The organism is Pseudoalteromonas aliena (assembly GCF_038155085.1).
Taxonomy (GTDB): domain Bacteria; phylum Pseudomonadota; class Gammaproteobacteria; order Enterobacterales; family Alteromonadaceae; genus Pseudoalteromonas; species Pseudoalteromonas aliena_A.
In genome coordinates this window covers 169,488-193,622 of sequence record NZ_JBAKAU010000007.1, presented here as the reverse complement: position 1 = coordinate 193,622, position 24,135 = coordinate 169,488, and the positions used below count along the sequence as shown (strand labels likewise).

Here is a 24,135-nt window from a genome sequence, read left to right as displayed (position 1 = left end):
CAACAGTTTCTAATCCAAAGCATTTGATTATTTAGATATAACAATACTGGCTCATAAAGCTAAAATAATTTAATCTGAGTATATTAATCTTTATTAAATTATTTGCCTTATGAGCCTTCTTTTTTCTCTTGCGTTAGCAAGCCTTCCCGATTTACCTGAGCCTGTTGCAAATAATGCTGTGGCTAAAGTTATTGTTAAAAATCAGCCTTACTTTTTAAGCTTTATGGGGCTGGGACGCGATAAACAATACTCGTCAGTGCATAACAAAGTGTGGGCGCTTAAGGTTGGCGACTCACAGTGGCAATCTAAAACGGGTGTGCCTTCAAGCTTGCCATTAAAAGGGCGTTTAGCAAGTACAGCAGTCGGTTTAGGCGAGTACGCCTATGTGTTTGGTGGCTACACGGTAGCAGAGGATCATACTGAAGTTTCAAGTCCCGACGTATATAGGTACGACGTAATAAAAGATACCTACATTCATCTTGCAAGCATGCCAGTACCCGTAGACGATAGCGTAGCGCTGAGCTACAAAGCGCGTTATATTTACTTAATTAGCGGTTGGCATAACGACGGCAACGTAAATTTAGTACAAGTATACGACACGCAAAATAATACATGGCAACAGGCCTCGCCATTTTTAGGTGAGCCCGTATTTGGCCAAGCCGCTGCTATTAGTGGTAACACCATTGTTATTTGTGATGGCGTTAAAACACACGCTAATCCTGATTCGCGTCGCTCGTTTGCAGGTGTAGCACAGTGCTTAAAAGGCACAATAGATTCAACTAATCCACAAAAAATAGATTGGCGCACATTGCCACATCCAACAGGCACTGCTCACTATCGAATGGCAGCTACCAGCTATAATGGTAATATTTATATGATGGCAGGCTCTAATAACCCATATAACTACAGCGCAATAGGCTACGACGGTAAACCTGCATCAGCAAGTGACCATGTTTGGCGCTTTAGTATCGGAAAAAACGAATGGCAGATTTTATCTCCTGTTGAAGTAAAGAGTATGGATCACCGTGGTTTACTTGAACACAATGGGGTTTTATATCGAATTGGCGGCATTAATAACACTCAGCAAGTAAGCGCTAACGTGCTCGGTTACGAGGTTGAAAAATGAACACCCTTTACATTACAGGGGCGGGAGTCAGCGCAGCCAGTGGCATTCCTACATTTCGAGGGGAGGATGGTTACTGGACCATAGGCAGTAAAAATTATACGCCTATGGAAATGGCAACACGCGCAATGTACCAAAACGCTCCTAAAGAGTTTTTAGCATGGTATTACCATCGCTTTGCGACGTATCGTAACCATGGCCCAAACGACGTGCATTATTGGCTAAGTGACAAAAATCTAATTACTCAAAACATAGATGGGCTTGATGGTAAAGCAGGTAATAAAAACTACATTGCTATTCATGGCAGGCTCGATCAAATGACCTTATTTCATGAGCAAGGCGACGGTGTAACGCCATTTACCGCTCCTTGGGAACACGTTGATGAAAGCTGCTTGCACAACTCTTTATTTGAAGTGTTTAATATTAAAAACCAAACACCCGAGCTTAATCGCTCCTTTAAACCTTATGTTTTATTGTTTGATGAGTACTACACCGAGCTTTATAGAATTAGCGAAGCGCAAAAACGCATGAGTAACGCGGATAAAATCGTATTTATGGGTACCTCTTTTAGCGTTAATATTACACAAATGGCAATAGAAATAGCTCGTGATTACAATATTCCCATTGAAGTTGTCGATCCTGAACCTGCACATATTTTACACCCTAATGTGAGCTATAAAAAAATGACGGCATTAGAATACATACAAAAAAATTAGACTACTTACTATTACACCTAGTTTTGAAGGGATTTAGTAATATTAACCCGCATTGGCTATTTTTTAGTTTTTGATAACTGACTGTTGATCTATAATAACAACAATAAATGTAGTGTTTGTTTTCTATAAAATAAAAAATAACTGAGAAATTAATGACAGATCAAACAGGGATCCGCAACCTTTCAATATTATTAGTCGAGCCGTCAGATGTTCAGCAAAAGCTTATAATAAAATCATTATCACAGTGTGGCGTAAGCCAAGTTGAAACCACGACCACGCAGGCACAAGCATTAACAATTCTTGAAAGCTATCAGCCAGACTTAGTAATTAGCAGCATGTATTTGTCAGATGGTACTGCCGATTCATTATTACAAAAAATCAGATCAGCACCGCGTACTGAACATCAAGCATTTATGCTGGTATCGAGTGAGCGTAATAAAAAGTATTTAGAGCAACTTCGCCAATCAGGTGTATTGGCTATTTTACCAAAGCCTTTTAGTGCTGAAGCGATTACCAGAGCACTTAAAGCAACGTTAGACATTATTACAGAGGAAGAAGTTGAGCTTGAACACTTCGATGTAACTTTATTACGAGTACTCGTAGTTGATGATAGCCGTTTTGCACGTAAGCATATTGTTAGAGTATTAACTGGTATGGGTATTCCAGCTCCCGTGGAAGCTGAGGATGGTAAACAGGCAATTGATTATCTTAACTCACAGCCTTTTGACTTAATAGTAACCGACTACAACATGCCTGAAATGGATGGGCGAGAGCTAACAGAAGCTGTTAGAAGCTCAAATAGTTATTCACATATCCCTGTTTTAATGGTGAGCTCAGAAGCCAACGAAACACATCTAGCAAACATAGCCCAAGCAGGTGTAGATGCAATTTGTGATAAACCATTTGAGCCTGCAACAGTAAAAGACTTATTGTTTAAAATAATGTCTTAAAAATAACTGTAAGCGTAGGACTGAATTTATTTGGCCCTCGCTTACTTGTAAAAAAACTTACTCTTGTAGCAGCCCTAATCTATAAATAAGTAATGCGGTTTTTTTAATGTTTTTATCAAGGCTGGTTAAATCGGCTGTTTCGTTTTTAGTGTGCGCGCAGCTGCCCATTAAACCTAAACCATCAAGTGCCATATCAACATGATTTGCCGCAAACGAAATATCAGCCGCGCCTGCATTACGTGGGTTTGCTGCTACTACTTTGTTGTAACCTAAATCGTGGCTTGCGTCGCTATATAATTCTAATAGCTTTTTATTGCCATCAGTTAATGCCATTGGTGGGTAACCGTCTTCAAAAATAAGCTCTGCTTTGCTACCGTTTAAACTGTTGCTAGCAATGAGTTGCATTGACCTTTTTGCATTTTCGAATTGCTTTGGCGAAAGTGCGCGTAAATCACCTGCTACATGCACGGTTTGTGCTATTACATTACTTTTACCAAATGCCGTTGCTGACGAATTAGCACTGTCGTAATCGGCATTTGTACCGCCCACAATAAGCCCTGGGTTAAATGTTAAATTAGGTTGCGTGGCAAGTTGCTCTCTAAAATCATTTAAAATGCGTGATGCCTCGTAAATAGCGCCATAACCAACGCTTTCGCTAAATATTTGTGACGAATGCGCTGCGTTTGCCGTTACGTTTAGCGTCCAGCCGGTATAACCACGGCGCGCCGCCATAGCTGTTTTTATATTGTTATCGCCATTTTCATATCCAAGCGCTACGTCAGCCCAAATTGCTGCATCAACAATAGCTTGTTTAAATAAGCTAAGCGGGCGACCGCTGCTTTCTTCATCGCCGGTAAGTAGTACTTTTATACTTACGTTTTCAAGTAAATTAAGGGCTTGTAAGCTTTTAAGTGCGGTAATTATTATTGTGTTACCGCCTTTCATATCGGCAACGCCTGGGCCACTGGCTGTATCGGCATCAAGCTGTTTATAAGTTGTAAAGTTATCGTTTTTGGCAAATACCGTATCTAGATGGCCGATCATCAGTATTTTTATTGCATCGGGATTTTCACTCTCATGGGTTGCTAATACATGCCCTGCACGGTTAAACGCACTGCCATCCAGCCATTTTACTTTAAAACCAATGGCTTTAAGCTGCTCGCTTGTCAGCGCGCCTACTTTTTTTACACCTTCAATATTAAGCGAACCGCTATTAATATTTACGGCTTGCTCTATTTCTTTAAGTGCTTGGGGAATGTTTCTATCGACCTGTTTTACTATTTTACGCTCGTTTTTATCAAGCGCCGCATGGCTTGTAAGCGGTAGGGTACTAGCAAGTGTGAGAATAAGTGCATGGCTAAATTTTAAAAATAACATAACAGCCTAATAATTGAAGAAAAGAGTTAGGGCGTGTTTATCTTTGATGGTTGAATTTGCAGCAGTGTGTTTGGTTTTTAGGCAAGGCAGAGTCTATGTAGTGTGGTTACTCCCCATAAATAAGCGATAACGTAGCATAAATGCCAAACATGCGCTGCCCGTTGGGTTCTTTCTAGGGACGATAAACTCTTTGTTGCTCGGTTTTTACTTAGCCCACTAGGTTACAAACCTCGCGCCGCGATTTAATCACCACTAGATTGAACAAATTTCAATCCGCAAAGGTCAACACGCCCCAATATGAAGTAAAAATACAGAGGGTTCAATAGGTGTGGTTTATGGCTTATATAAATAATAATGAGTTACAAGGTTAAGGGTTAAATGGATGTATGCTTTATTGATTTAAACCCAGGTGTTTAAAATAAAACCTCTTAACTCAGCAGCCAGTATTATTACATAACAATATGTTTGATATTACTGAGTGATTTTGTTTAGCTGAATGCTGGCGTAGTAATTGATTATCATAGTAAGAAAATGTACATTAAATAGGTAATTAAGATGCTGTATAAATATTGCACGACTTCGTTAGCCCCCTTTAATAAGTAGATGTAAGTAGCCCTCTTTCTATATTAAAAAGTGCTTGTTTTACTTATCTTTACCACTGGCTTTAAGGAGATAATAACTTATATTCTTAATATGATTCAGTGGGGCTGGATATACGAGTTAGATAAAATATTTATGATAAATATAAATGCTCAAAATGTATTGTTTTGGGTAAAGGGAAAAAGGATTGTTATGGAAAGCCAGTTTGGTGATGCGTTGTCTGAAGATGAAAACTATCAGGACCAAGGTTCGTCTAACTCATTTGCTAAAAAAGTAGTGCCAGAGACAAATAAAAAGTTGGAAGGGGTGCTTTATTGGAGCAACGAATCTAACCGGAGTGAAAAACGTTTAAAAGACTCATTAAAGCGCTTATTTTTTAAATACCCAGCATTAAAAGAAAAATATAAAAAGCATAGTGAAGGGTTAGAAGAGCAACTAGATAAGTTCTTAAATGATTTTTTTATAGAAAATATTCCGCTGCCCTATTTTGTAGCAAACTTATCGATTAAAGATGCTGCCAATGAACGCATTAACCTCGCAATTCGCATACCTAATCATGGCGAGTTTTTAGGGTACCTGCCGCCTACCAGTACGATTTGTATTCGAGGGTTTTGGGGTGTCAACCAAAGAAACCCAGTGTTTATCCCGGAAGATATTTTTACGAGTTTTAATGATGAACATGCAACTAATTACGAGGTGGAGACCCTTACATCTGCAAGTTCTATCCGCCCTGAACGTCGCTGTACTGATAATATATTAACTAGGGAGCTTGCGGCAGCGCTCCCTGCGATTTCAGTAAAAGCTGCAGAAAGGTTAGAAGCTTGGCAGGAGTTCTTAACCTTTAAAAAGCAATTAGTTGATCGAAAAACGATTGGCTTAAGGTATTTGGAGTGTACAGTTACGCCTGAGAATAACTTAGCGTTCCTTGTTGTCAGTGAGGACGCTCAGTTAAACCAAGCAGGGCATTTATTTAAAAGAAAAAGCTTAGAGGCGTTCGAGTTAGGGATCTCCCAAAACAAATGGGACTTTACACTCGATGCTAATAAAAAGTCTACTCGTATCCCCCGGGGTGAGGAGCTTGGTCAACTTAAAGGTAAGATAAATAAATTAGATGCCAAGACACTAAAAGAAAATACTAGCCATATTAACTTTTTGAATGAAAGTGGTATTAAAGATCCTACTTTAGCATATTTAGTGGTTGAACCATCTGAAGATTGGAAGAATAAACTTGATAATGCGCAAAGGCACTTTGAATTAATTGAACATGAAGGTGAAGCTGAAGAGACACTGAAAAGTTCTGATGATGAGACTGAGTTTGACCGCGTTATAAACGCACTACTGAATGCTATCCCTAAACAAGGTTTTATCTCTTTCCCCTCTGTAGGTGATCTAGCTCTCATCAAACGCCATGAACAAACTGTAAAAAACCTACGTCAAAATGAAAGTTGTTACTCTCCCTATTTATCGAGTTACCTATTTGATATCACGCAAGCTAATCAGTCAACAAATGATGCTCATATTGCGTCGTGGTTTAACGAGCAATTAAACGATTCTCAGAAACTTGCCGTTAATAAGATGATGTCTGCACCAGATTTATGTTTAGTGCAAGGCCCACCAGGGACAGGGAAAACAACTGTAATCGCAGAAGCTATTCTTCAATTAGCACGCAGGGGGGAAACCATTTTACTCGCGAGCCAATCACACGATGCCATCGATAATGCTCTAAGTTGTATTAAAAACCGCCCTGAATTAAGAGCTATTCGACTTGCGCGCGGACAGGGGAAAATCACCGAAGAGGGAAAAGGGTTCGCTGAAGATAAAGCACTAGAGCGATATTATTCTAGTTTGAGTACATATGTATCGCAGCAGTGGCTTGAGCCTAAAAAGCAACGTGATAAAGAGTTTACACAATTCCGGCTATGGATTGATGAAGCTGATTATGTGAGTGCTGATTTAGAGTATGCTCAATCCGAGTGCAACGACCTGCGACAGCAAAGAAGTGTAGCTAAAGCGCGCTTGAGCACAGAGCAGCGAGCTTATAAAGCAGCGGTAACCAACTATGAAGCATTGGCTAAACAAAAAACAGCAACAAAGAGCTCTTTGCTAAGCATTGAAAGTCAAAAGTGGGAATTGTCACATGATTCATTTTTACCAAAAGTTAGCCAAAACCTGCTTCAAGCATTGCAAAGGATGTCAGTACACAATATTAGTGTAGATCCTAATTTTTTAGAGTTTAATCAATTTAATAATCAAAACTCCTGCTTGTTGGTACTGAACACGTTACTGGATACGTGGGCTAATGTTAAACGTATACTCCCAGCGATCAGCACTGACTTATTGCGCCTGCGTGATGCTGGGGCTGGTGCATTACAAGACACTGCTATTAGAGAAGAGTTAGCGTTACTTAAAATACGAGAAACTGAACTCGCTAATCGCATGGATGAAGATGACACCGAGGAACTCGCTCAGCAGTGGCGTGAAGTCAGAAGACACATCAAAAAGCTAAAAAACCAAGCCACAGGATTAGATGCTTCAACATATAATTGTTTCGTTGATTGTACACATATCATTAACGTCATCGATGCTTCGAAAACGTATGCATTGTTAGCAACTCGCCTCCATGATTTAGAAGTGCTCGATAAAGAAATTAGCAATGCACTTAATATAGTCGCCGATCAATTAAAGCAATGGTTAATTGAATATGATGCGATTAAAGCACCTGCTGATGAACAAATAAAAGAGATAGAGGCGTCGCTTTCACAGATAGAGAAAAAGTTAATCTCACAAACCCGCCGTCTTGAGTCACTTCAAGCCAGTGCTTCTAGATTAGTATCACAGCGCAATGATGATACAACACTTAGCTTAAGTGAATGTTTAATAAAAGCTAAAAAAGATTATGAGGAACAAATGTATGTGGCCATGGAGGAAGATAAGCGCCAGGCACCGATGCAAAACTTTTTAAGTGATTGGAAAGATAACTTAACGAGGGAGAGTTCAGCGCAATACGACTGGGAGCATGTTAGTGAAACGTTCGTTGAAAATTGTAACCTCGTTGCTATTTCGTGTAATGAGAGTGATAAAACGCTTAGAGATGCGGGCATGGAAAGCTTTGATACGGTTATTATTGACGAGGTATCTAAAGCAACCCCCGTTGAGTTATTACTCCCTTTGATGCGAGCTCGACGAGCGGTATTGGTTGGTGATCATCGTCAATTACCACCTGTTTTTCAAGAGAGCCAAGATGCGCAGGCGTTTACGGACAAAGTTGAAGAGTCTGGAGATGATGCCGCCGAGACACTACTGACAAAAGTAAACTTGCAGCGTTTCGAAAAAATGGTGACAGCATCACTTTTTAAAGAGCACTTTGAGAATGCGGATGAGTCCATTAAAGAAAGACTAACCACACAATATCGTATGCACCCGCAAATTATGAGTCTTGTAAATCACTTTTATGATGGTCAGCTTATATGTGGCAATAAAGATAAAGATCGTTCACACAATATTGTTTTGAAAAGCCGCAATAACAGACTTTTATCCGCAAATGATCATGTGTTGTGGATTGATACATCGCTTGATTTAAAGCGAAAGCCATTTAAAGAAAGTGAGGATAGAACCAATCGTTTAGAAGCTGAGCTTATCGCTAAAACACTTGTGGAGATCAATCAACAATATTCACAACAAGGATTTGGTAAACAAGGAAAGAAAAAGCAAGCGGTTGGGGTGGTGTCTTTCTATGCTGCACAGTGTCGCGTTATTCGAGAGGCAATTAAAAGGCATAACCATGGTAAGGTTCAGTTTAATGCTATTCATATTGAGATCAATACGGTTATAAGGTATCAAGGCAAGGAAAAGCCCGTTATTTTAATGAGCTTAGTACGTAATGATGGTGGGCCAAAAGAAAGGCGCAGATCGGCTAAGGCAAATATCGCACGGTATGAATTTATTAATGTGGCGATGTCACGAGCACAAAACTTACTGATCGTCTTTGGTGCACGAAATATGCTGGAAACCAGGGACATATGGCTTCCTAATATGGACAAACCTGGGAAACAAAAGAAGCAGGTTTATCGGCAAATATTTTCTCAATTAGATCGGGAGGCAGGCATTTTTGATGCTGCTGAATTTGCGGAACAATTTGCTCATACAACACCGTTAGGTAAAGGAGTGCAACGATGATTTACGAGCATAATCTACGAATAGATGTCCCTGTTTTTATTATAGAATCTAAGGTTGCCTACCAAACGGTACGCCGCCCTACGGTATTTGAAAAAAGCGTATTGCAGTTGTTTGCTAAGCACGCTGAGCAGCTGGGACATTATCGACTTGAAGATATAGCAAATCAGTTAAAGGTTAACTCGGTCTTTTTTGTAGAAGCACTTAAATATTTGAGTGGATTTAGGGCTGTGGAATTTTTATATGGCTACACAATATCAGATGGTGCGGCATTAACATGCAATAGTATTGCCATTACCGCTGAGGGTCGAGAGTTTCTCGAAAAAAACGCATTGCCGAGTAAAAGTAAAAATACAACGGAAACGGCATACTACCATCCTTTTTCCAGTAAGCTAATTGGAAAAAACCAAATAAAAACGGATACCTACTCAGATGTGAAGTGTCTTCCTAGTGAAGAGATGGACGTTACGCTTTCTGCGGTTAGGCCGCTGGTGGATGAGAAACTGCGTCAACAATGGGAAAAAAAACCGAATGAACGAATTAAAAGCATAGAATCTGCATTTCGTGGTGCGCTTCGTGATCGAAAAACGTTTAAAATAGATATTACTCATAATGGCAACATAGAAATCATCGCTAATGATAATGATTTTTCAATATGGCTTGACGCGGCTGATGCGGAATATCTTTGGCAGTTTTTGGTCTCTCCAACTTTTACCACAGAGTTTAGTAACCCTCCTTTTAGGGTGGACTGGCGTCAAGTACGCGATTTAGCCCCTATTAAGAAAACAAGCGATTTAATTGTAAAGCAAAAGCCTTATTATCTTTTTTCTTTAGTAAACACCATTAAAACTGATGACGTACTTATTGTTTTAGATCCAAGTGAAGAAACGTCATTGGTCAATAAGGTCTTAACGCTAAAAGAGTCTCCAGTTGAATTGGATAGTGATGTTGATGCACTAATAAAAACTAAACCTAAAGAAGGGAGTGTTTTAAAGCGTGGGCTCTGCGAGGTTTCTTATCGTGGTCAGCCACGGCTTGTTGATCTGGCATTACTGGTTGAGTCGAATGAAAAAATAAATGAGTTAGAACACTTTTTGCTAACAAGCAACGATATTAATATTATTATTTTTTCTGCCGTTATCGGTGTACAGCAAGCCATTGATCGCTTACCTAGTTTATCTATGTCTCAGGTAGTCGAGTACTACGAAAAAATGAAAAAACTTAATACTGAAGTATCTCCTCATCACTTTAGAAATAAAGCTAAGATATTGAGAAGTAAAGAAGAAGTAGTGAGTTATGCTCAGTTATTTAATGAGCAAAATATAAAGTTAGATGCATTAACACCTGAGTGTGCGGTTACGCTTATCAACAGCGCTATTAAAAAACGTGAACCTACACCTAGTTTATCTATTTCTAAGACACTTGCAGAGTTGGCTGATGTGTACGCGTCACTTAGAAATAAAACAGGGCAGGATTTATTAAGCTTAAATGACTTTGACTTGTTAAAGCTTAATGTTGCACGCTATAAGCTCTTACATAGCCTTCACGATCACGTTAATGTGTTTCGCGAAAGTCTTAACCCATCTATTTTTAGCTGCTCAGATTTAGCGGCATTAGAAGATAAGCTAATAAAAGCGCTTGCCCACTTTAGTATCCAATATGAAGACCCTCAGAAAATTAATAAGCGTATTATCATTATTGATACGAACTGCCTCATGCATAACCTGCATCTCCTCGATAAAATTAAACCCTCAGACGAGCTCAAAATCCCTGTCACAGTAACACACGAGCTTGATAAGTTAAAAAATGACAAAAATAAAGAGGGTGAGTGGACTGAAACCGCTAAGCGCGCCAGAGCTGCAATTAATCGATTAAATGAACAGAATAGTTATGAGCCTTCTCATATCGAGCTGGTAGAGAAAATGGATAGATCTTCATTAGACTCAGCAGATATTCATATTCTATCGGTGGCTGTTTATTTTAGATTATGCAATTCATTACTGCTCACCGATGATAAAAATTTAAGAAATATGGCTAATGCAGAAGGCATAGTAAATAAGTCGACACAGGAGTACCTAATGAGCTCGACAGGTAAAAAGTCGAAGAAAAGGAAGAGAAAATGAGCCAAATACATGATGCACGCTATAGGTTAGAGCGTGAGCAGCGCCAAAGAGTAGCTATGGAACGGGTCCGAAATACCACATACTCATTTATCGAACGTTACCATAGTGAGTTAGCAAGTATACATCAGCAAGGTTTAGCTGAGTATGTACAGGAACGTTATAACAGTTGTTTATCCCAGCTTAAGCAAATAGAAACAGAGCTTGCTCATGATCCATTTAGTGCTAGAGAAAGATCTAAATCGTTAGGTAATGACGTTTTTGCTCTGCGTAATGTAGCGCGACGTATTAAAGTGCAAGTTGAAGAGACACAGTATCAGCAACACCGAGATGAGCTTGAGGCAAAAGCCAACGCAGTAAAAGAAAGAAAAGCACATATAAGTAATGCGTGGTCAGAAGCGCTACGTAATTGGACTGATAAATTATCACTGAATTTAATGCTAAAAGAAGTTAAAAAACTTGAACAGCAAGTGTTCGCGGAGCAATCATCAGTAACACTTCAGGATTTATTAGATCAATTTAAGCAACTTAAAACCAGAGGGTTAGCAAAAGCGGTGGAGCATCGAGCTATCATCGAAAAGCAAACACAGCACACGACTAATTGTGATGTCGTCCAAGCTGTAGTCGACATTGTTTCACCAAGCCTGCCAGCTGATGAGTCTAAAAAATTGATTGAACAAGCAAATACAATTATCTCTGCGAATTCTAAAGATGCAAGTGAGCAGCTTAAAGAAATAGATCACTTATCAGATAGAGCAGATAAAATAATCGAAAATGAAGCGGTGAGAAAAGAAACGGTAAAAGCTATTTTTACCACGCTAAAAAGCACTGGTTTCACAGTACAAAAACCAAAAGTGGTGGAAACGAAAGCTGGCGTTCGCGAAGTCGTTATTGCTGCAAGTAGGCCTGCTGGAAACAGAGCAAGATTCAAAATACGTTTGGATGGCAGTTGCACCTATGAGTTTGATAATTATAAAGGCCAAACTTGTAAAAAGGATATTGATCAAGTTCTACCAAAGCTGAGTGAAGTATATGGAGTCGACTTATCCGATTCGCGGATAGTGTGGAGTAACCCTGATGATGAAGATGCACAGATGAAGCCCATACCATCGCAAACGATGAATAAAAAAGGGTAAGTACATGAACAAGCATAAGTTGTCAGAATGGATTGAAGATCTTTCGCGCCAGGCAAAATTACGCCGCGGAATTGTTATAAGTGGTAATGTTAATAATAGTGTTTTTACTCAAGAGGGAACACAGCAACCTTTTAAGCAGACGTTAAACACAACTTTTGAAAGGCTGGGTTTTAAGCACGTAATTCATTACTCTAGGGTAGGAGGGATTTGCGGTATATCGCCAGAAGATTGGAACGAATTACAGCTATCATCAACTCCACCTTCTGAACTAGTAGAGGGCGATGATTATGACTTTGATGATGAGTCACTGGTTGATCAGCAACAAGTGCAAACGGGTCAAACAGAGCTGACACCACAGGATTTTTTTACAGTTGCTCAACGTGTAATGTTAAATCCTCATTTTCCGAAAGTCGCATTTGTTATCGACTGGTCCAATTTACTTTTTGGGCAGGTAAATGCGCTTTCGGAGCAAGAGCGGGGATGGTTAGCGCAATTACTGCATAACCTACGGGATTCAGCAGATGAAATGTCGCGTGTAGAAATCGATAAAGTACAAAGTTTAATGGTTTTTGTTTGTGAAGGCGCGAACCAACTGCCACCACAGTTGACCGTAGGTAACCCACAATTTGCTGAGATCGTTGTTCCGCTACCAAACCGTGCTGAACGCCAACAAGCGATACTAGGTCTTTCTCCTATCTTTAATCTTGAAGGCAGCTTAACGGTAGGATCTCGTTTATTAGAGGATTTTGTTGATTTAACGGATTCGTTAACACTGCGTGAGATAAACCAACTCGCTCGGCTTTCACGTCACCAACAAGAAGCCTTATCCTTGGAGGCATTAGTTTCATTATATCGCTACGGTAAAAAGGAATCGCCGTGGGAGCAATTAAACTATGACAAGTTAAAAGATGTTGAGAGTACCTTAAATCAGCGAGTAAAAGGACAAGAAGAAGCCATAAAATTAGTTAGAAAAGTGCTTGTTAGAGCGTTTACTGGTTTATCAGGTCTACAGCACTCGGCAAAATCTAGAATGCCAAAAGGAGCACTTTTTTTTGTTGGTCCAACCGGTGTGGGTAAAACAGAACTAGCAAAATCACTAGCCAGTTTTTTATTTGGTGATGAAGATGCCTGTATGCGTTTTGATATGTCTGAATTTAACCATGAGCATGCAGATCAGCGTTTGGTAGGTGCTCCGCCAGGATATGTTGGTTATGAAGAAGGTGGGCAGCTAACTAACGCTGTCAAAAAAAGGCCGTTTTCATTGTTATTATTTGATGAAATTGAAAAAGCTCACCCGCGTATTTTAGATAAATTTTTACAAATTCTAGAAGATGGTCGACTTACTGATGGCAAAGGCGAGACCGTTAACTTTTCTGATACCTTCATTGTCTTTACTTCGAATATTGGTGCGAGTGAAATTGAACCCGGTGAGCAAGCGCTCGAGCAGTTCAAAAGCCACGTTACAAAGCACTTTGTGAAAGAACTTAAGCGCCCAGAGCTATTGGGGAGAATAGGTGAAGCAAATATAGTGCCTTTCAATTTTATGACGGATTTAGATTTTCTGGTTGCAATTGCGAAGGCAAAGTTAGAGCCTCTAAAAATACGTTTAAAAGAAAAGTGGGGCGTATCGGATCTTATTTTTGATAATGAAAGCAAAGCCCTCACCACAATTGTCGCGCAAGTTGATAAAACAGCAGGTGGGCGAGGCGTGCTGAACGCGATGGTATCGGCTCTGTTTGACCCTTTAGCTGAGTTTCTATTTGAAAATATTTCGGATTTTTCGGACTTTAATGGCCGGCCAATCAGAGTAGTACAAGCAGGTAAAACCTTTGATTTTGAGGTGGATTAATGGCGTGGTTAAACGTAGCTGCAATTGTAGATGCTACTGATGCAGAAGGCCCTGGCACCCGTACCGCTATTTGGGTGCAAGGGTGTTTGAAGCGGTGCCCATCGTGTTGTAATCCTGATTTTTTAAAGCTTGAAGCGGCAAATGTAATTGCAGTCGAACAATTGAAAAAGCAAATTCAGTCAAACAAAGAGCACTTTGGCATCGAGGGGATAACTTTACTAGGCGGTGAGCCAGTGCTCCAAGCGCCAGGGTTATCGGAGCTTGCAGAGTTTGCACAGTGTATAGGCTTATCAGTGATGTTGTTTACAGGGTATAAACTTGAAGAATTAAAAGAGCAGCAATTTAGTGGTATAGATAAGTTATTACAATACGTGGATATTGTGGTTGATGGAGAGTTTGAGCTTGATGATATTGAGCAAAACCGAAACTGGGTTGGCTCTGAGAATCAACAGTTTCATTATTTGAGCCAGAGGTATAATAGTGCTATTGAACCTATCAAAGAGGGGGTTATGACTGAGTGGCGTATAGATCCCGATGGGCTCGTTTCAGCAAATGGAATACCGTTTGTTGTGAAAGTTTGAGCTAAGTCAGCTAAAGCTTGCGCTGATAAGGTATAGAGTAAACTCTAAATTACTTAATAGCTGTTAAAGACATTAACATAACTGTATTTAGAGGTAAGTACCAAAATAATAAGGGTGTTGTAAGCACCTTATTATCTTTAAAACACGCAAATAAATATAAAAGGGACAGTATATGACTACACTAGAATTAAGCAATGAGGCTTTAAATTGTGAACCTTCATGGGCAATTAATAACCCATACTTAGAAATATTATCGCCACGTTTTTTTTCAAACCATTACTCGGCCGATTGGTCGGACTTACCTAAGCGTGTTGGAAGATTATTTTTAAAGGCAGAGAAAAAATATTCAACCTTGGATGTAGCCGAAGAAAAAACGTTAGCGCTTGTAAAATTAATACACGAAGGTGCGTTTCTTCCTAATAGCCCAGTAATGATGAATTCAGAATCTGACGACAGTACAAACCTATTTGCGTGCCACGTATTATCACCACCTTCTAGTTTTAGTGATTTAGATGTGGCTAAACAGATCCATGATGGCTGCGGTGGAATTGGTTATGATTTTTCAAACATGGAAGATCCTATCTCGGCAACATTAAATATAGAGACGCAAACAAATTTACTAAATCCTAATAGAAAAAGGAAAGCACACAGCGCCGTTACTTTATCTTATAAACACCCAAAGATAATAGATTTTATTAAAATAAGCTCTCAATTAGTAATAACCCACACAAATATTGAATTTGATAATGATTTTTTTGATAACGTGTCCAAGCATGATTCTGACTCTTTAAAATTATGGAATACCTTATGTGAATCAATTTATACAACAGGCCGCCCTTCTATTTCATTAAAGGCAGAAAAAGAGAAACGCTCTAAGAGTAAATTAATAAACAATGTCTGCGGTGAATCACTGCTTCGTGAAAATGAGTCCTCTTTGATAGGTTCGATTAACTTAACGAAATTTGTAAAAGAGGGCATTTTTGATTTTGAGCGTTTTAAAAAAGTCGCAAAAGTAGGATTAAATTGCTTAGATAACCTACATGATATTCAAGATCATGCTTCAGAGCTGGTTCAAGAAAGGTGCCTTGAAAGTAGAAAGGTCGGTGTAGGTATAATGGGTTATTCTGATGCGTTACTGATGCTGAATATACGTTATGGCTCCGATGAGTCTTTGGCATTTGTAGAAAAATTAATGTCATTGTTACAAGCTACATTAAAAAGTGAAAGTGAGCGTTTAGGGGAAGAAAGAGGATATTGTAGTCAAGCGTTACTTTTAGAAAATAGCGCCCCTAGAAGAAATGCATCTTTGATGGCAGTACCAGCGAATGGGACGTTGAGTCTAATTGCGAATGTCTCAGGTGGAATTGAGCCTATATTTTCATATTTGATCAAACAGACAGTTCAAGATAAAGCTATTTTTCAGCTTCAACCCACGCTCAAACGTATTCTTCAACGCTATGGTGTTGATACTAATGCCATCTTTACTGAATTAAAAGCTGGAGTAAATGTAGCTGATTTAACTTCGCTTCCATTAGAGCTAAAAACTGTATTGGTAACAGCGAATGATTTATCAACCAAAGAGCATATTTTTACACAATCTATGTTTCAAGCTTATATTGATGGCGGGATCTCTAAAACTATAAACCTTCCGAATAGTGCTACGATTGATGATATCAAGAGCGCATTGCTTCTTGCTAAGGACAAAGGCTGTATTGGCGTTTCTTTGTACCGGAATGGGAGTTTAAAGGATCAGCCAACACAATCGGTGAGTTAAGTGAACAGTCCATTTATCGTATTTGAAGGGATGGATGGCGCTGGTAAAAGTGTCATCAGTTCTCTTGTTGCAAAAAAATTAAAAGCTATACATTTGGAAAGCCCAATAGGGCAGTTTAAAGCGCTTCGGGAGTATGTAGACGAGTCCTTACCGAATAGTGGGCGATTTCATTTTTATATGGCTTCTAATTTCGATTTATCTAATAAGATCAGAGAATATAAAACTAATAACACCTGTGTTATTTGTACTCGTTATATATACAGTTCAATTATAGGGTATGCGTCTAGGCAAAATATAGATATAGAAACTCTCTATAAGCGAAGTATGGCTGAAAAAGATGAACTTGAGAAACCTGATCTAACATTCTTTTTATACGTTGATAAGACGCAGCAATGCTTAAGAATTAAATCTAGGAGTGATAATGAAAATAGTAAAAGTGATTTTATGTCCCTCAATGATGAGTCTTACCAAAAAAGACTATCTATGAACTATAAATATGTATCAGAAAAAGAAAACTGGTCTCATATTGATACGACTTCAAAAGACATTTCAGAAGTCGTCGATTTATGTATCGAAGCGATAAGTAATTTGTAACATAAGTGTAGTGGCATAGTTAATTTGACCACCCATTAAGGAAGAAATTAAGATTGTTGAATCGGCGCTGTTTGGAGTATTTGATGAGAAAGGTGAGAATGCAATTAAAAAGTGGCAATTTAAGCCTGCGCAACTGGAGGAATGGCAGTTAAACAATATGTCAAAGTTAGATTGGATTGGAAGATTCAGATCTATCAAACTCCCTAAAAACTCAATACCTTTGTTTTATTCTTGATTGTGAACATCGACTATACTGAGCATAAACAACAGTCAGGCTTAATGCTACGGGGATTAAACCTGACAGCTCAAACTTAGCCAACGTTAGTTGGCATTAAATAAATCTAGCGTACGTTGTTGCGCTGGTTTACTTCTATTGCAAACAATACCACATCTTGCGGGTCGGGTTTAGCTTCATCAGCAAATGGGGTGTTTACCATACCAGGGTCATGGTGGTAAAGCAGTCATTCCACTCGCTCATTTCCTTAGCTAAGTTTTGGGCACTTAGACAAAATATAAGCAAACTAGACACCCATTTTAATTTCCTCCTGTATTTAGGTAAGGCGAAGCTAACTAATTGTTTACAGTTGAATATTTTGCGGTCATAGTAGGTTTTTGTAATATGTAAATATTTTTGTTTTGTAATACGGCAAATGTCGTAGACTAGATTTTAACAGTTCAAGGAATAGTTTATGGAATGGCTTTTATTAATTTACTTTATTGTTAGCCTAACATCTTTGTATTTTAGTTATGGGTCTAAGCATTATATTCCCGAAAAAGTGTTGGTAGACATGGGAGAGCAAGTGTTAATTTCTCACTTACCCGTTGCTAGATTAAATAAAAAATACGGGAAAACTATTCCTAAGTCTTCGGTTACTAAAATCCAGTTAGCTGGTAATTATGTCAGTTTTTTCAATGCGAGTGATAATGCTGTTGATATTTGGGCACCAAGCGATCGTCTAGCGAAGCCCATTTTTGAGTATGCAAGAGAGATGTTTAAAGATGCAGACGTTGTTGTTATAAACTGCTAACAATCATATTAAGCTACTCGCAAGGACTATAGCACGAGCGAATTGCAGCCGACTCGAATTTTAGATCGTATGTCTGTGTGCCTCATTAGATAATAAATTAGACACCCATCTCAAATTTTTAATCTATCCAGCCGGTATTTAGAGTTAACGACCATCAGGTTTAACACCATTATCATTAAACCTGACAGCTCAAATTCAACCAATCAACGTTAATTAGTTGGCATTAAATAAATTTCGCGTACGCTGTTGCGCTGGTTTGCCTCTATTGCAAACAATACCGCGTCGGCTACATCTTGTGGGTCGAGCTTGTCGGGCTTAGCTTCATCAAAAAATGGGGTGTTTACCATGCCAGGGGCTATGGTGGTGCAGCGGCCATTCCACTCGCTCATTTCCTCAGCTAAGTTTTGCCCAAACCCGTAAGCAAACCATTTAGTTGCACCGTAAATAGAGCCTTTTATTGGCTTACGGCCCGCAGCTGAGCTGGTTAATATAAAGTGACCTTTGTTTTGGCGTAAATGCGGCAGGGTTAATTTTGCAGTCCACAGTAGGGCTTTAATGTTTATGTCAATCATGGTTGACCATTCATCAGGGTCGCCTTTTTCGGTGCCAGCGGTTGAAACACCCATTCCTGCATTGGCAAATGCGGCATCTAGTCGGCCAAATTTTTCGAGCCCTTTTGTTACTACGTTTTCAAGCTCGGTAAAGTCGGTGGCATCTGCGGGTACACTGAGTGCGTTATCTTCACCTAATGATTGTACTAATTTAGTTAATTTGTCTTCGCTTCTGGCTGTAAGTATTACTTTGTGGCCGTTATTAACCAGTGTTTTAGCAGTTGCTTCACCTATGCCACTAGAAGCACCTGTAATGAGGACTATTTTTTCTTTCGCCATGATTATTTCTCCTATGTTTACATATTCAAAATGATTAGAACGGTTTAACTAATATGTGCTGTTTACTGTAACAGTACTGGGTTAACAGGGCTTGAATGGAGAAGCCTGTTTATCTTTTGAGGTTGAATTTGTCGCAGTGTGTTTGGTATTTTGGAAAGGGGCATAAACACAGAGCGATTAGACTCTTCTTGGATAGAACCAATTTTAATTCTGAAAGGTCAGGCCTCATTAATTGGTTGGTCTTAGGTGTATTTCTCTGATGTTATTGCGCTGATTTGCCTCAATGGCATAGAGCACTGCATCGGCAACATCTTGCGGGTATAATTTGTCGGGCCTTGCTTCATCGGTAAATGGAGTATTTACAGCACCTGGGGTTATGGTGGTGCAGCGCCCGCCCCATTCACTCATTTCTGCTGCGAGGTTTTGGCCAAAGCCATAAGTAAACCATTTACTTGCACCATATATTGAGCCTTTAACAGCCCTGCGGCCAGTGGCTGAGCTGGTTATAATAAAATGGCCTTTGGTTTTACGTAAATGGGGGAGGGTGAGTTTAGCGCTCCACAGCAGGGCGTTTATATTTATATCAAGCATAGTTGCCCATTCGTCGGGGTCGCCTTTTTCTATTCCTAATGTGTTTAGCCCTTTACCTGCGTTTGCAAATGTAGCGTCTAAGCGGCCAAATTTGCTAAGCCCTTTCGTTACTACGTTTTCAAAATCGGTAAAGCTGGTGGCATCTGCGGGTACGCTGAGTGCGTTATCTTCACCTAATTCTTTGACTAATTTTGTTAGTTTGTCTGCGCTTCTGGCTGTAAGTATGACTTTGTGGCCATTGTTAACAAGCGTTTTAGCTGTTGCTTTGCCAATACCGCTAGAGGCACCTGTAATGAGGATTACTTTTTTGTCCGCCATGGTTATTTCTCCTATGTTTACATGTCCAAAATGAGAAAGGTATTTACGGTAACTTTTGTACTAACACTAACAGTGTGTGGTTAACCTAAATTGAATAGAAACTTTAGAAGAACATAGCTTTTACATAATGTTTTAATTTAATACAAAAACAGTAGGTATAACTAATTTATAGCTATATACTCGCGCGGTTTTTTAGCCATTAAGGCTAAATTGTGGGTTTAGTGCATTTAGCTTTGCTCATTTTTAAATTGTGCTGAGCGTCAGCCGTTTTTTGGAATATGTATGAAAGATAAACTTATTGTGTTTTGGCAAAGCCATTCAGAAACTATAATCACTTTAGGTTACAAAGTGGTATTAGCGTTGGCTATTTTAGTTGCGAGTGCACTTATTGCCCGCTCGGTTAAAAAAGCGATTAAAAACTCTAAATCGCCATTAAAAAAAGTGGATAGTACGCTGCTTCCTCTTTTATCGAGTATTGCTGGTTATTTAGTTTATATAATTGGTGGGCTATTTATTTTAGATATTTTTGGCGTTAATACGGCCAGTTTAATTGCGCTAATGGGTGCTGCTGGTTTAGCGATTGGTTTAGCCCTTAAAAATACGCTGAGCAATATTGCTGCGGGTATTATGCTGCTAATACTCAGACCTTTTAAAATAGGCGATTTTGTTGATGCCAGTGGCACACTTGGTACTGTGAGTGAAATAAACCTGTTTACCACTATTTTTAAAACCACCGACGGTCTTTATATAGCATCGCCTAACGGCAAAGTGTGGGGTGGCAATATTAAAAACTTTACCCGTAATGGCAAAAGACGAATGGATATAGTGGTGGGAATTTCGTATGCCGACTCTATTGATGTTGGCTTAAATGTACTTAAAGAATTAGCCGCATCAGAGAGCCGATTACTCGCAGAGCCTGCACCTAAAGTAATGGTGACATCAATAGGCGAAAGCGCAGTAAATATACAATTACGTGCGTGGGCTGTTAATGGTGATTATTGGCAAACTGTGTGGGATTTAAATAAACGTGTTAAAGAAGCTATTGAAGATGCTGGGCTGAGTATTCCGTTTCCGCAGCGTACACTGCATATATCTGAGTCTATGGCATCGGCAGTAATTGTTAACAAAGATACCTAAATATGTATTAACATAAACATAAACACAAATAAAAATAGCGAGCCTTGGCTCGCTATTTTTGTATTAGCCTTTGTGTAGGCTGAGGTATTAACCTTCTAATTGAAAGTCGTACACTGAACCTAAATTTAGTAGCTGCGTTAGCTCATCAAGTGCTTGGTAGCTTTCAGTTAATAGGGCTGAGTCTGCAAAGTCACTTGCGCCTAATTTGTCGCGGTAGTTACGTTTTGCCCAGTCACACAGTTGTGTGTATTTAGTATCAGTTAAAATAACCTCTGGGTTTACTGCAGCAAGTTCTTGCTCGTTAAGGGCTACACGTAAACGCAAACAAGCAGGGCCGCCGCCATTTTGCATACTTTGGCGTAAATCAAAAAACTGTACTTGGTTTACTGGGTTATCAGCCATAATCATTTCTTCAATGTAGGCGTTAACCGCGCTGTTGCGTTTACACTCTTGTGGTGCCACTAACAGCATTGAACCATCTTCAAGGCTCACTAGCTGGCTATTAAATAAATAACTACTTACAGCGTCGGTAATGCTTACTTTATCGGTAGGTACTTCAATAATATAAAATTCTTTATTGCCCACATACGCTTCGCGAATATCTTGCAATGCCAAAGCTTGGTTTAAAAATGCTTGCTGGTGGCACAGTAATACGTTGGCGTTACCTACTGCAATTACATCGTTATGAAACACACCTTGATCTATTACGTCTGGATTTTGCTGTAGTAAAATTTGGCTCGTTTCTTTTAAGTTATGTAAACGGCAAATTGCTTCTGAGGCTTCTAGTGTTTGCCTTGCAGGAAACTTAGCGGGTTTTGGTAATTGGCTGTTAAACGCGCTGGCACCAAATACAAACATTTCAAGGCCTTGCTCGCCGTGGCTGTCACAAAAACGAGTATGGTTTGCTGCACCTTCGTCGCCAAAAAAGCCTTGATCAGGTAAATGGGTGTGGTGCGCAAAGTATTTGTCGTTATTAAACATCGCTTTTAATAAGCGTGTAGTGGTTGCAGGCTCTAATGAACGATGAAACTTATTATTTAAATTAGCTGAAGTAAAATGTACTTTGCCGTCGGTTGTATCAGGAGATGGCGATACCGTAGCAGCATTGGCAGTCCACATTGCTGACGCTGAATAACACGCGCGTAATAAAATAGGATCGGCTTTAAACGCTTTATGAATTACTTGTGCATCGTTACCGGTAAAGCCTAAGCGGCGCAGTACGTTTAAGTCGGGGCGCGCATGAGGGGCAAATACACCTTGAGTTAGGCCTTTGTCGTGCATGGCTTTCATTTTTTCAAGGCCTTGAAGCACTGCCTCTTGAGGATTTGAAAAGCTTGCTGCGTTATTTAACGAGGCAACATTACCATACGATAAACCAGCGTAGTTGTGAGTAGGGCCAACTAAGCCATCAAAATTAACTTCCAAAGCGTGCATACACGTTCCAACTAAAATTTTTCAATAGGGTGCAACAATACAACGCAATAGGGCTGCTTGCAAAGTTATAAACGCAGTGTTTTTACTAATTTTTTGATGTTTTTAAATGTGGAGTTTATTACAAGGGGGTTGTTTTTATATTGAACGATTAATTTGAAGTTTAATTAAAATGTACGCATAAATTTCATAGTGCGCAAAAGCTTAGCCTAAAGTAGGTTTATATATTTAAGCTTTATGCCAAGCCTTTACACAATACGATGTTACTTAACATAGGCGCGTTCTTTATCAGCGGTAGTGCGGGTATTTGTTGGATCATTAACTTGCCAAACGCTAATGTCTAAACGCCATAAAAGGTAAAGGGTATGGTATAAGTTGAACATGGTTTTTTCTTGCTATTTTCACTGAACACATCAGTTTATAGGAAGAAGTATGCCAACATTAACTTGAATATTTTATGAATAGAAATCAGGTATTTAGTATTTAAGTGTAAATACGTACAAAAGCATTAGCACCAAAGCGGTGAAGTATTACTAAAAGATGCACCAGAGTGGTGTGTATTTAACAAAAAAGCCCTGCAACTATTGGGTCACTTAAATGTGCAAGGCTTTTTAAAAATGTAGTCGCTTAAAAAGTAAATTAGCGGCCTACTTTTCCTTTTACTAAAGGCTCGAACGACATTACTTTAAACTTACCGTGGCTTTGATTTTTGCCATTATTGAGTACAGGCGAATTATGTAAATCGTCAACGGTAAAGTATATTTTATGATCGGCTCCGTAGCTAAAGCCATCAGGCCAGCTAAGACGATCGTCTTTAAATAATACTTCGTAGTCGCCAGTGGGTTTAACTACGCCAATTGCGCCATTGGTTATGTCGGTTACATATACGTTACCGCCGCCATCAACAATAATACCATCGGAAATTGGCTTAGTGCCGTATCGCGTGACTTTGTCTTCAAGTGTTTTAGCCGACAGGCTCTCGTTATTTATATCGCTGGTGGCAATGCGGTAAACCGATGTGCCCGACATAGAGCCAAAGTAAAGCCAGTCTTCGTTAGGGTCAAGCGTAATAGGGTTAACACCTAAGCGTGCTGGTTGTCCGCCAAGGCTCATTGTGCGCCCATCAATAACCATGTCGATATTTTCGGCGGTGGTGTAATGGCTATTTTGTAACACTCTGCGTGCTACACCTGTTTTAAGGTTTACCGTAATAATAGCGGCTTGGCTGCCTTGTGCTGTGTCGGCAATGTATACAACGCCATGTTTATTATCGATGACTAAATCGTTTAAAAACGAGGTGTCGGTAATGGTCGGTTTAGCCAGATAAATAATTTTGTGCAGTTGCTCTTTGTTTGTATCCCAACCTACTAAGCGCCCAGCGTGATCGGGCCCTGAAGTGTCAAGCATCCATAAAACGCCATCGCTTGATACGTTTATGCCAAGCACGTCGTAAAAACCTTTACCGTTATTGTACGCGTATGCCCACTCTTCATTAGGGTAGGGCTTAGTTGTACCATCGCTTAAAAGCTCCATAATTTTTTGTTTTTGACCAAAAAAACCATGTACAGATAAAAACTTTCTGCCCGATGGGGTGATAGCAATATTACCTGGTGGGTGCTGCGCATCAAACGTGGCTACTGTTTTAAAATCAGTATTTTGGCCAGCAGTATTAGCAAATACAGCATTGCTGCCTAAAAGTGCCGTGCTACATGCCGCCGCTAATAGTAGTTTTTTTATATGAGTCATT

Annotated in this window: 17 protein-coding genes and 1 pseudogene; 12 read left to right on the top strand and 6 right to left on the bottom strand. The window is 39.4% G+C overall.

The window, feature by feature from the left end:
* The first annotated feature begins 109 nt into the window (after positions 1-109).
* The 3 genes from V6260_RS09410 to V6260_RS09400 all read left to right on the top strand — a co-directional run bounded on the left by V6260_RS09410 (position 110) and on the right by V6260_RS09400 (position 2,789).
* A complete protein-coding gene (locus V6260_RS09410) occupies positions 110-1,126 on the top strand; it encodes a galactose oxidase (protein WP_341593829.1) in 1,017 nt (338 codons plus the stop codon).
* Positions 1,123-1,839 carry an SIR2 family NAD-dependent protein deacylase gene (locus tag V6260_RS09405; protein ID WP_341593828.1) on the top strand — a complete coding sequence of 239 codons (717 nt, stop codon included), beginning with the start codon at positions 1,123-1,125 and terminating at the stop codon, positions 1,837-1,839. The genes V6260_RS09410 and V6260_RS09405 overlap by 4 nt, the downstream gene beginning before the upstream one ends.
* Positions 1,840-1,991: 152 nt before the next feature.
* Positions 1,992-2,789, top strand: coding sequence for a response regulator (locus tag V6260_RS09400; RefSeq protein WP_341593827.1), 798 nt, complete (start codon positions 1,992-1,994; stop codon positions 2,787-2,789).
* A gap of 57 nt (positions 2,790-2,846) precedes the next feature.
* On the opposite strand, the gene V6260_RS09395 is transcribed toward V6260_RS09400, so the two are convergent.
* Positions 2,847-4,166, bottom strand: a complete 1,320-nt coding sequence (locus V6260_RS09395) for a M20/M25/M40 family metallo-hydrolase (RefSeq protein ID WP_341593826.1) — start codon at positions 4,164-4,166, stop codon at positions 2,847-2,849.
* Between the two features lie 792 nt (positions 4,167-4,958).
* On the opposite strand from V6260_RS09395, the gene V6260_RS09390 reads away from it, so the two are divergent.
* The 7 genes from V6260_RS09390 (at position 4,959) to V6260_RS09360 (ending at position 16,993) form a co-directional block, all read left to right on the top strand.
* Positions 4,959-8,942 carry a DEAD/DEAH box helicase gene (locus V6260_RS09390; RefSeq protein ID WP_341593825.1) on the top strand — a complete coding sequence of 1,328 codons (3,984 nt, stop codon included), beginning with the start codon at positions 4,959-4,961 and terminating at the stop codon, positions 8,940-8,942.
* A complete protein-coding gene (locus V6260_RS09385; protein WP_341593824.1) occupies positions 8,939-11,062 on the top strand; it encodes a PIN domain-containing protein in 2,124 nt (707 codons plus the stop codon). The genes V6260_RS09390 and V6260_RS09385 overlap by 4 nt, the downstream gene beginning before the upstream one ends.
* A complete protein-coding gene (locus V6260_RS09380; protein WP_341593823.1) occupies positions 11,059-12,195 on the top strand; it encodes a hypothetical protein in 1,137 nt (378 codons plus the stop codon). The genes V6260_RS09385 and V6260_RS09380 overlap by 4 nt, the downstream gene beginning before the upstream one ends.
* Before the next feature lie 4 nt (positions 12,196-12,199).
* Positions 12,200-14,044: an AAA family ATPase gene (locus V6260_RS09375; RefSeq protein WP_341593822.1), complete on the top strand. Its 1,845-nt coding sequence runs from the start codon at positions 12,200-12,202 to the stop codon at positions 14,042-14,044.
* On the top strand, positions 14,044-14,625 hold the full coding sequence (locus V6260_RS09370; protein ID WP_341593821.1) for a 4Fe-4S single cluster domain-containing protein: 582 nt from the start codon (positions 14,044-14,046) through the stop codon (positions 14,623-14,625). The genes V6260_RS09375 and V6260_RS09370 overlap by 1 nt, the downstream gene beginning before the upstream one ends.
* Positions 14,626-14,797: 172 nt before the next feature.
* Positions 14,798-16,399 carry a hypothetical protein gene (locus V6260_RS09365; RefSeq protein ID WP_341593820.1) on the top strand — a complete coding sequence of 534 codons (1,602 nt, stop codon included), beginning with the start codon at positions 14,798-14,800 and terminating at the stop codon, positions 16,397-16,399.
* Positions 16,400-16,993 (top strand): dTMP kinase, encoded by a 594-nt coding sequence (locus V6260_RS09360; RefSeq protein ID WP_341593819.1) that lies wholly within the window; start codon positions 16,400-16,402, stop codon positions 16,991-16,993.
* A 341-nt stretch (positions 16,994-17,334) separates the two neighbouring features.
* Here V6260_RS09360 and V6260_RS09355 read toward each other — a convergent pair.
* A pseudogene (locus V6260_RS09355) lies at positions 17,335-17,489 on the bottom strand (short-chain dehydrogenase); the annotation flags it as partial.
* Between the two features lie 193 nt (positions 17,490-17,682).
* Between V6260_RS09355 and V6260_RS09350 the strand changes: the two are divergent.
* Positions 17,683-18,021: a hypothetical protein gene (locus tag V6260_RS09350; RefSeq protein WP_341593818.1), complete on the top strand. Its 339-nt coding sequence runs from the start codon at positions 17,683-17,685 to the stop codon at positions 18,019-18,021.
* Positions 18,022-18,230: 209 nt separating this feature from the next.
* Here V6260_RS09350 and V6260_RS09345 read toward each other — a convergent pair whose 3' ends face one another.
* Positions 18,231-18,911, bottom strand: a complete 681-nt coding sequence (locus V6260_RS09345; RefSeq protein WP_341593817.1) for an SDR family oxidoreductase — start codon at positions 18,909-18,911, stop codon at positions 18,231-18,233.
* A 228-nt stretch (positions 18,912-19,139) separates the two neighbouring features.
* Entirely contained in the window at positions 19,140-19,820 is a 681-nt protein-coding gene (locus V6260_RS09340; protein WP_341593816.1) for an SDR family oxidoreductase, read from the bottom strand.
* Positions 19,821-20,102: 282 nt separating this feature from the next.
* Between V6260_RS09340 and V6260_RS09335 the strand changes: the two genes are divergently transcribed.
* Positions 20,103-20,957: a mechanosensitive ion channel family protein gene (locus tag V6260_RS09335; protein ID WP_341593815.1), complete on the top strand. Its 855-nt coding sequence runs from the start codon at positions 20,103-20,105 to the stop codon at positions 20,955-20,957.
* Positions 20,958-21,044: 87 nt separating this feature from the next.
* On the opposite strand, the gene astB is transcribed toward V6260_RS09335, so the two are convergent.
* Entirely contained in the window at positions 21,045-22,391 is a 1,347-nt protein-coding gene (gene astB / locus V6260_RS09330; RefSeq protein ID WP_341593814.1) for an N-succinylarginine dihydrolase, read from the bottom strand.
* 636 nt (positions 22,392-23,027) lie between these two features.
* On the bottom strand, positions 23,028-24,134 hold the full coding sequence (locus V6260_RS09325; RefSeq protein WP_341593813.1) for an L-dopachrome tautomerase-related protein: 1,107 nt from the start codon (positions 24,132-24,134) through the stop codon (positions 23,028-23,030).
* Position 24,135: the final 1 nt, after the last annotated feature.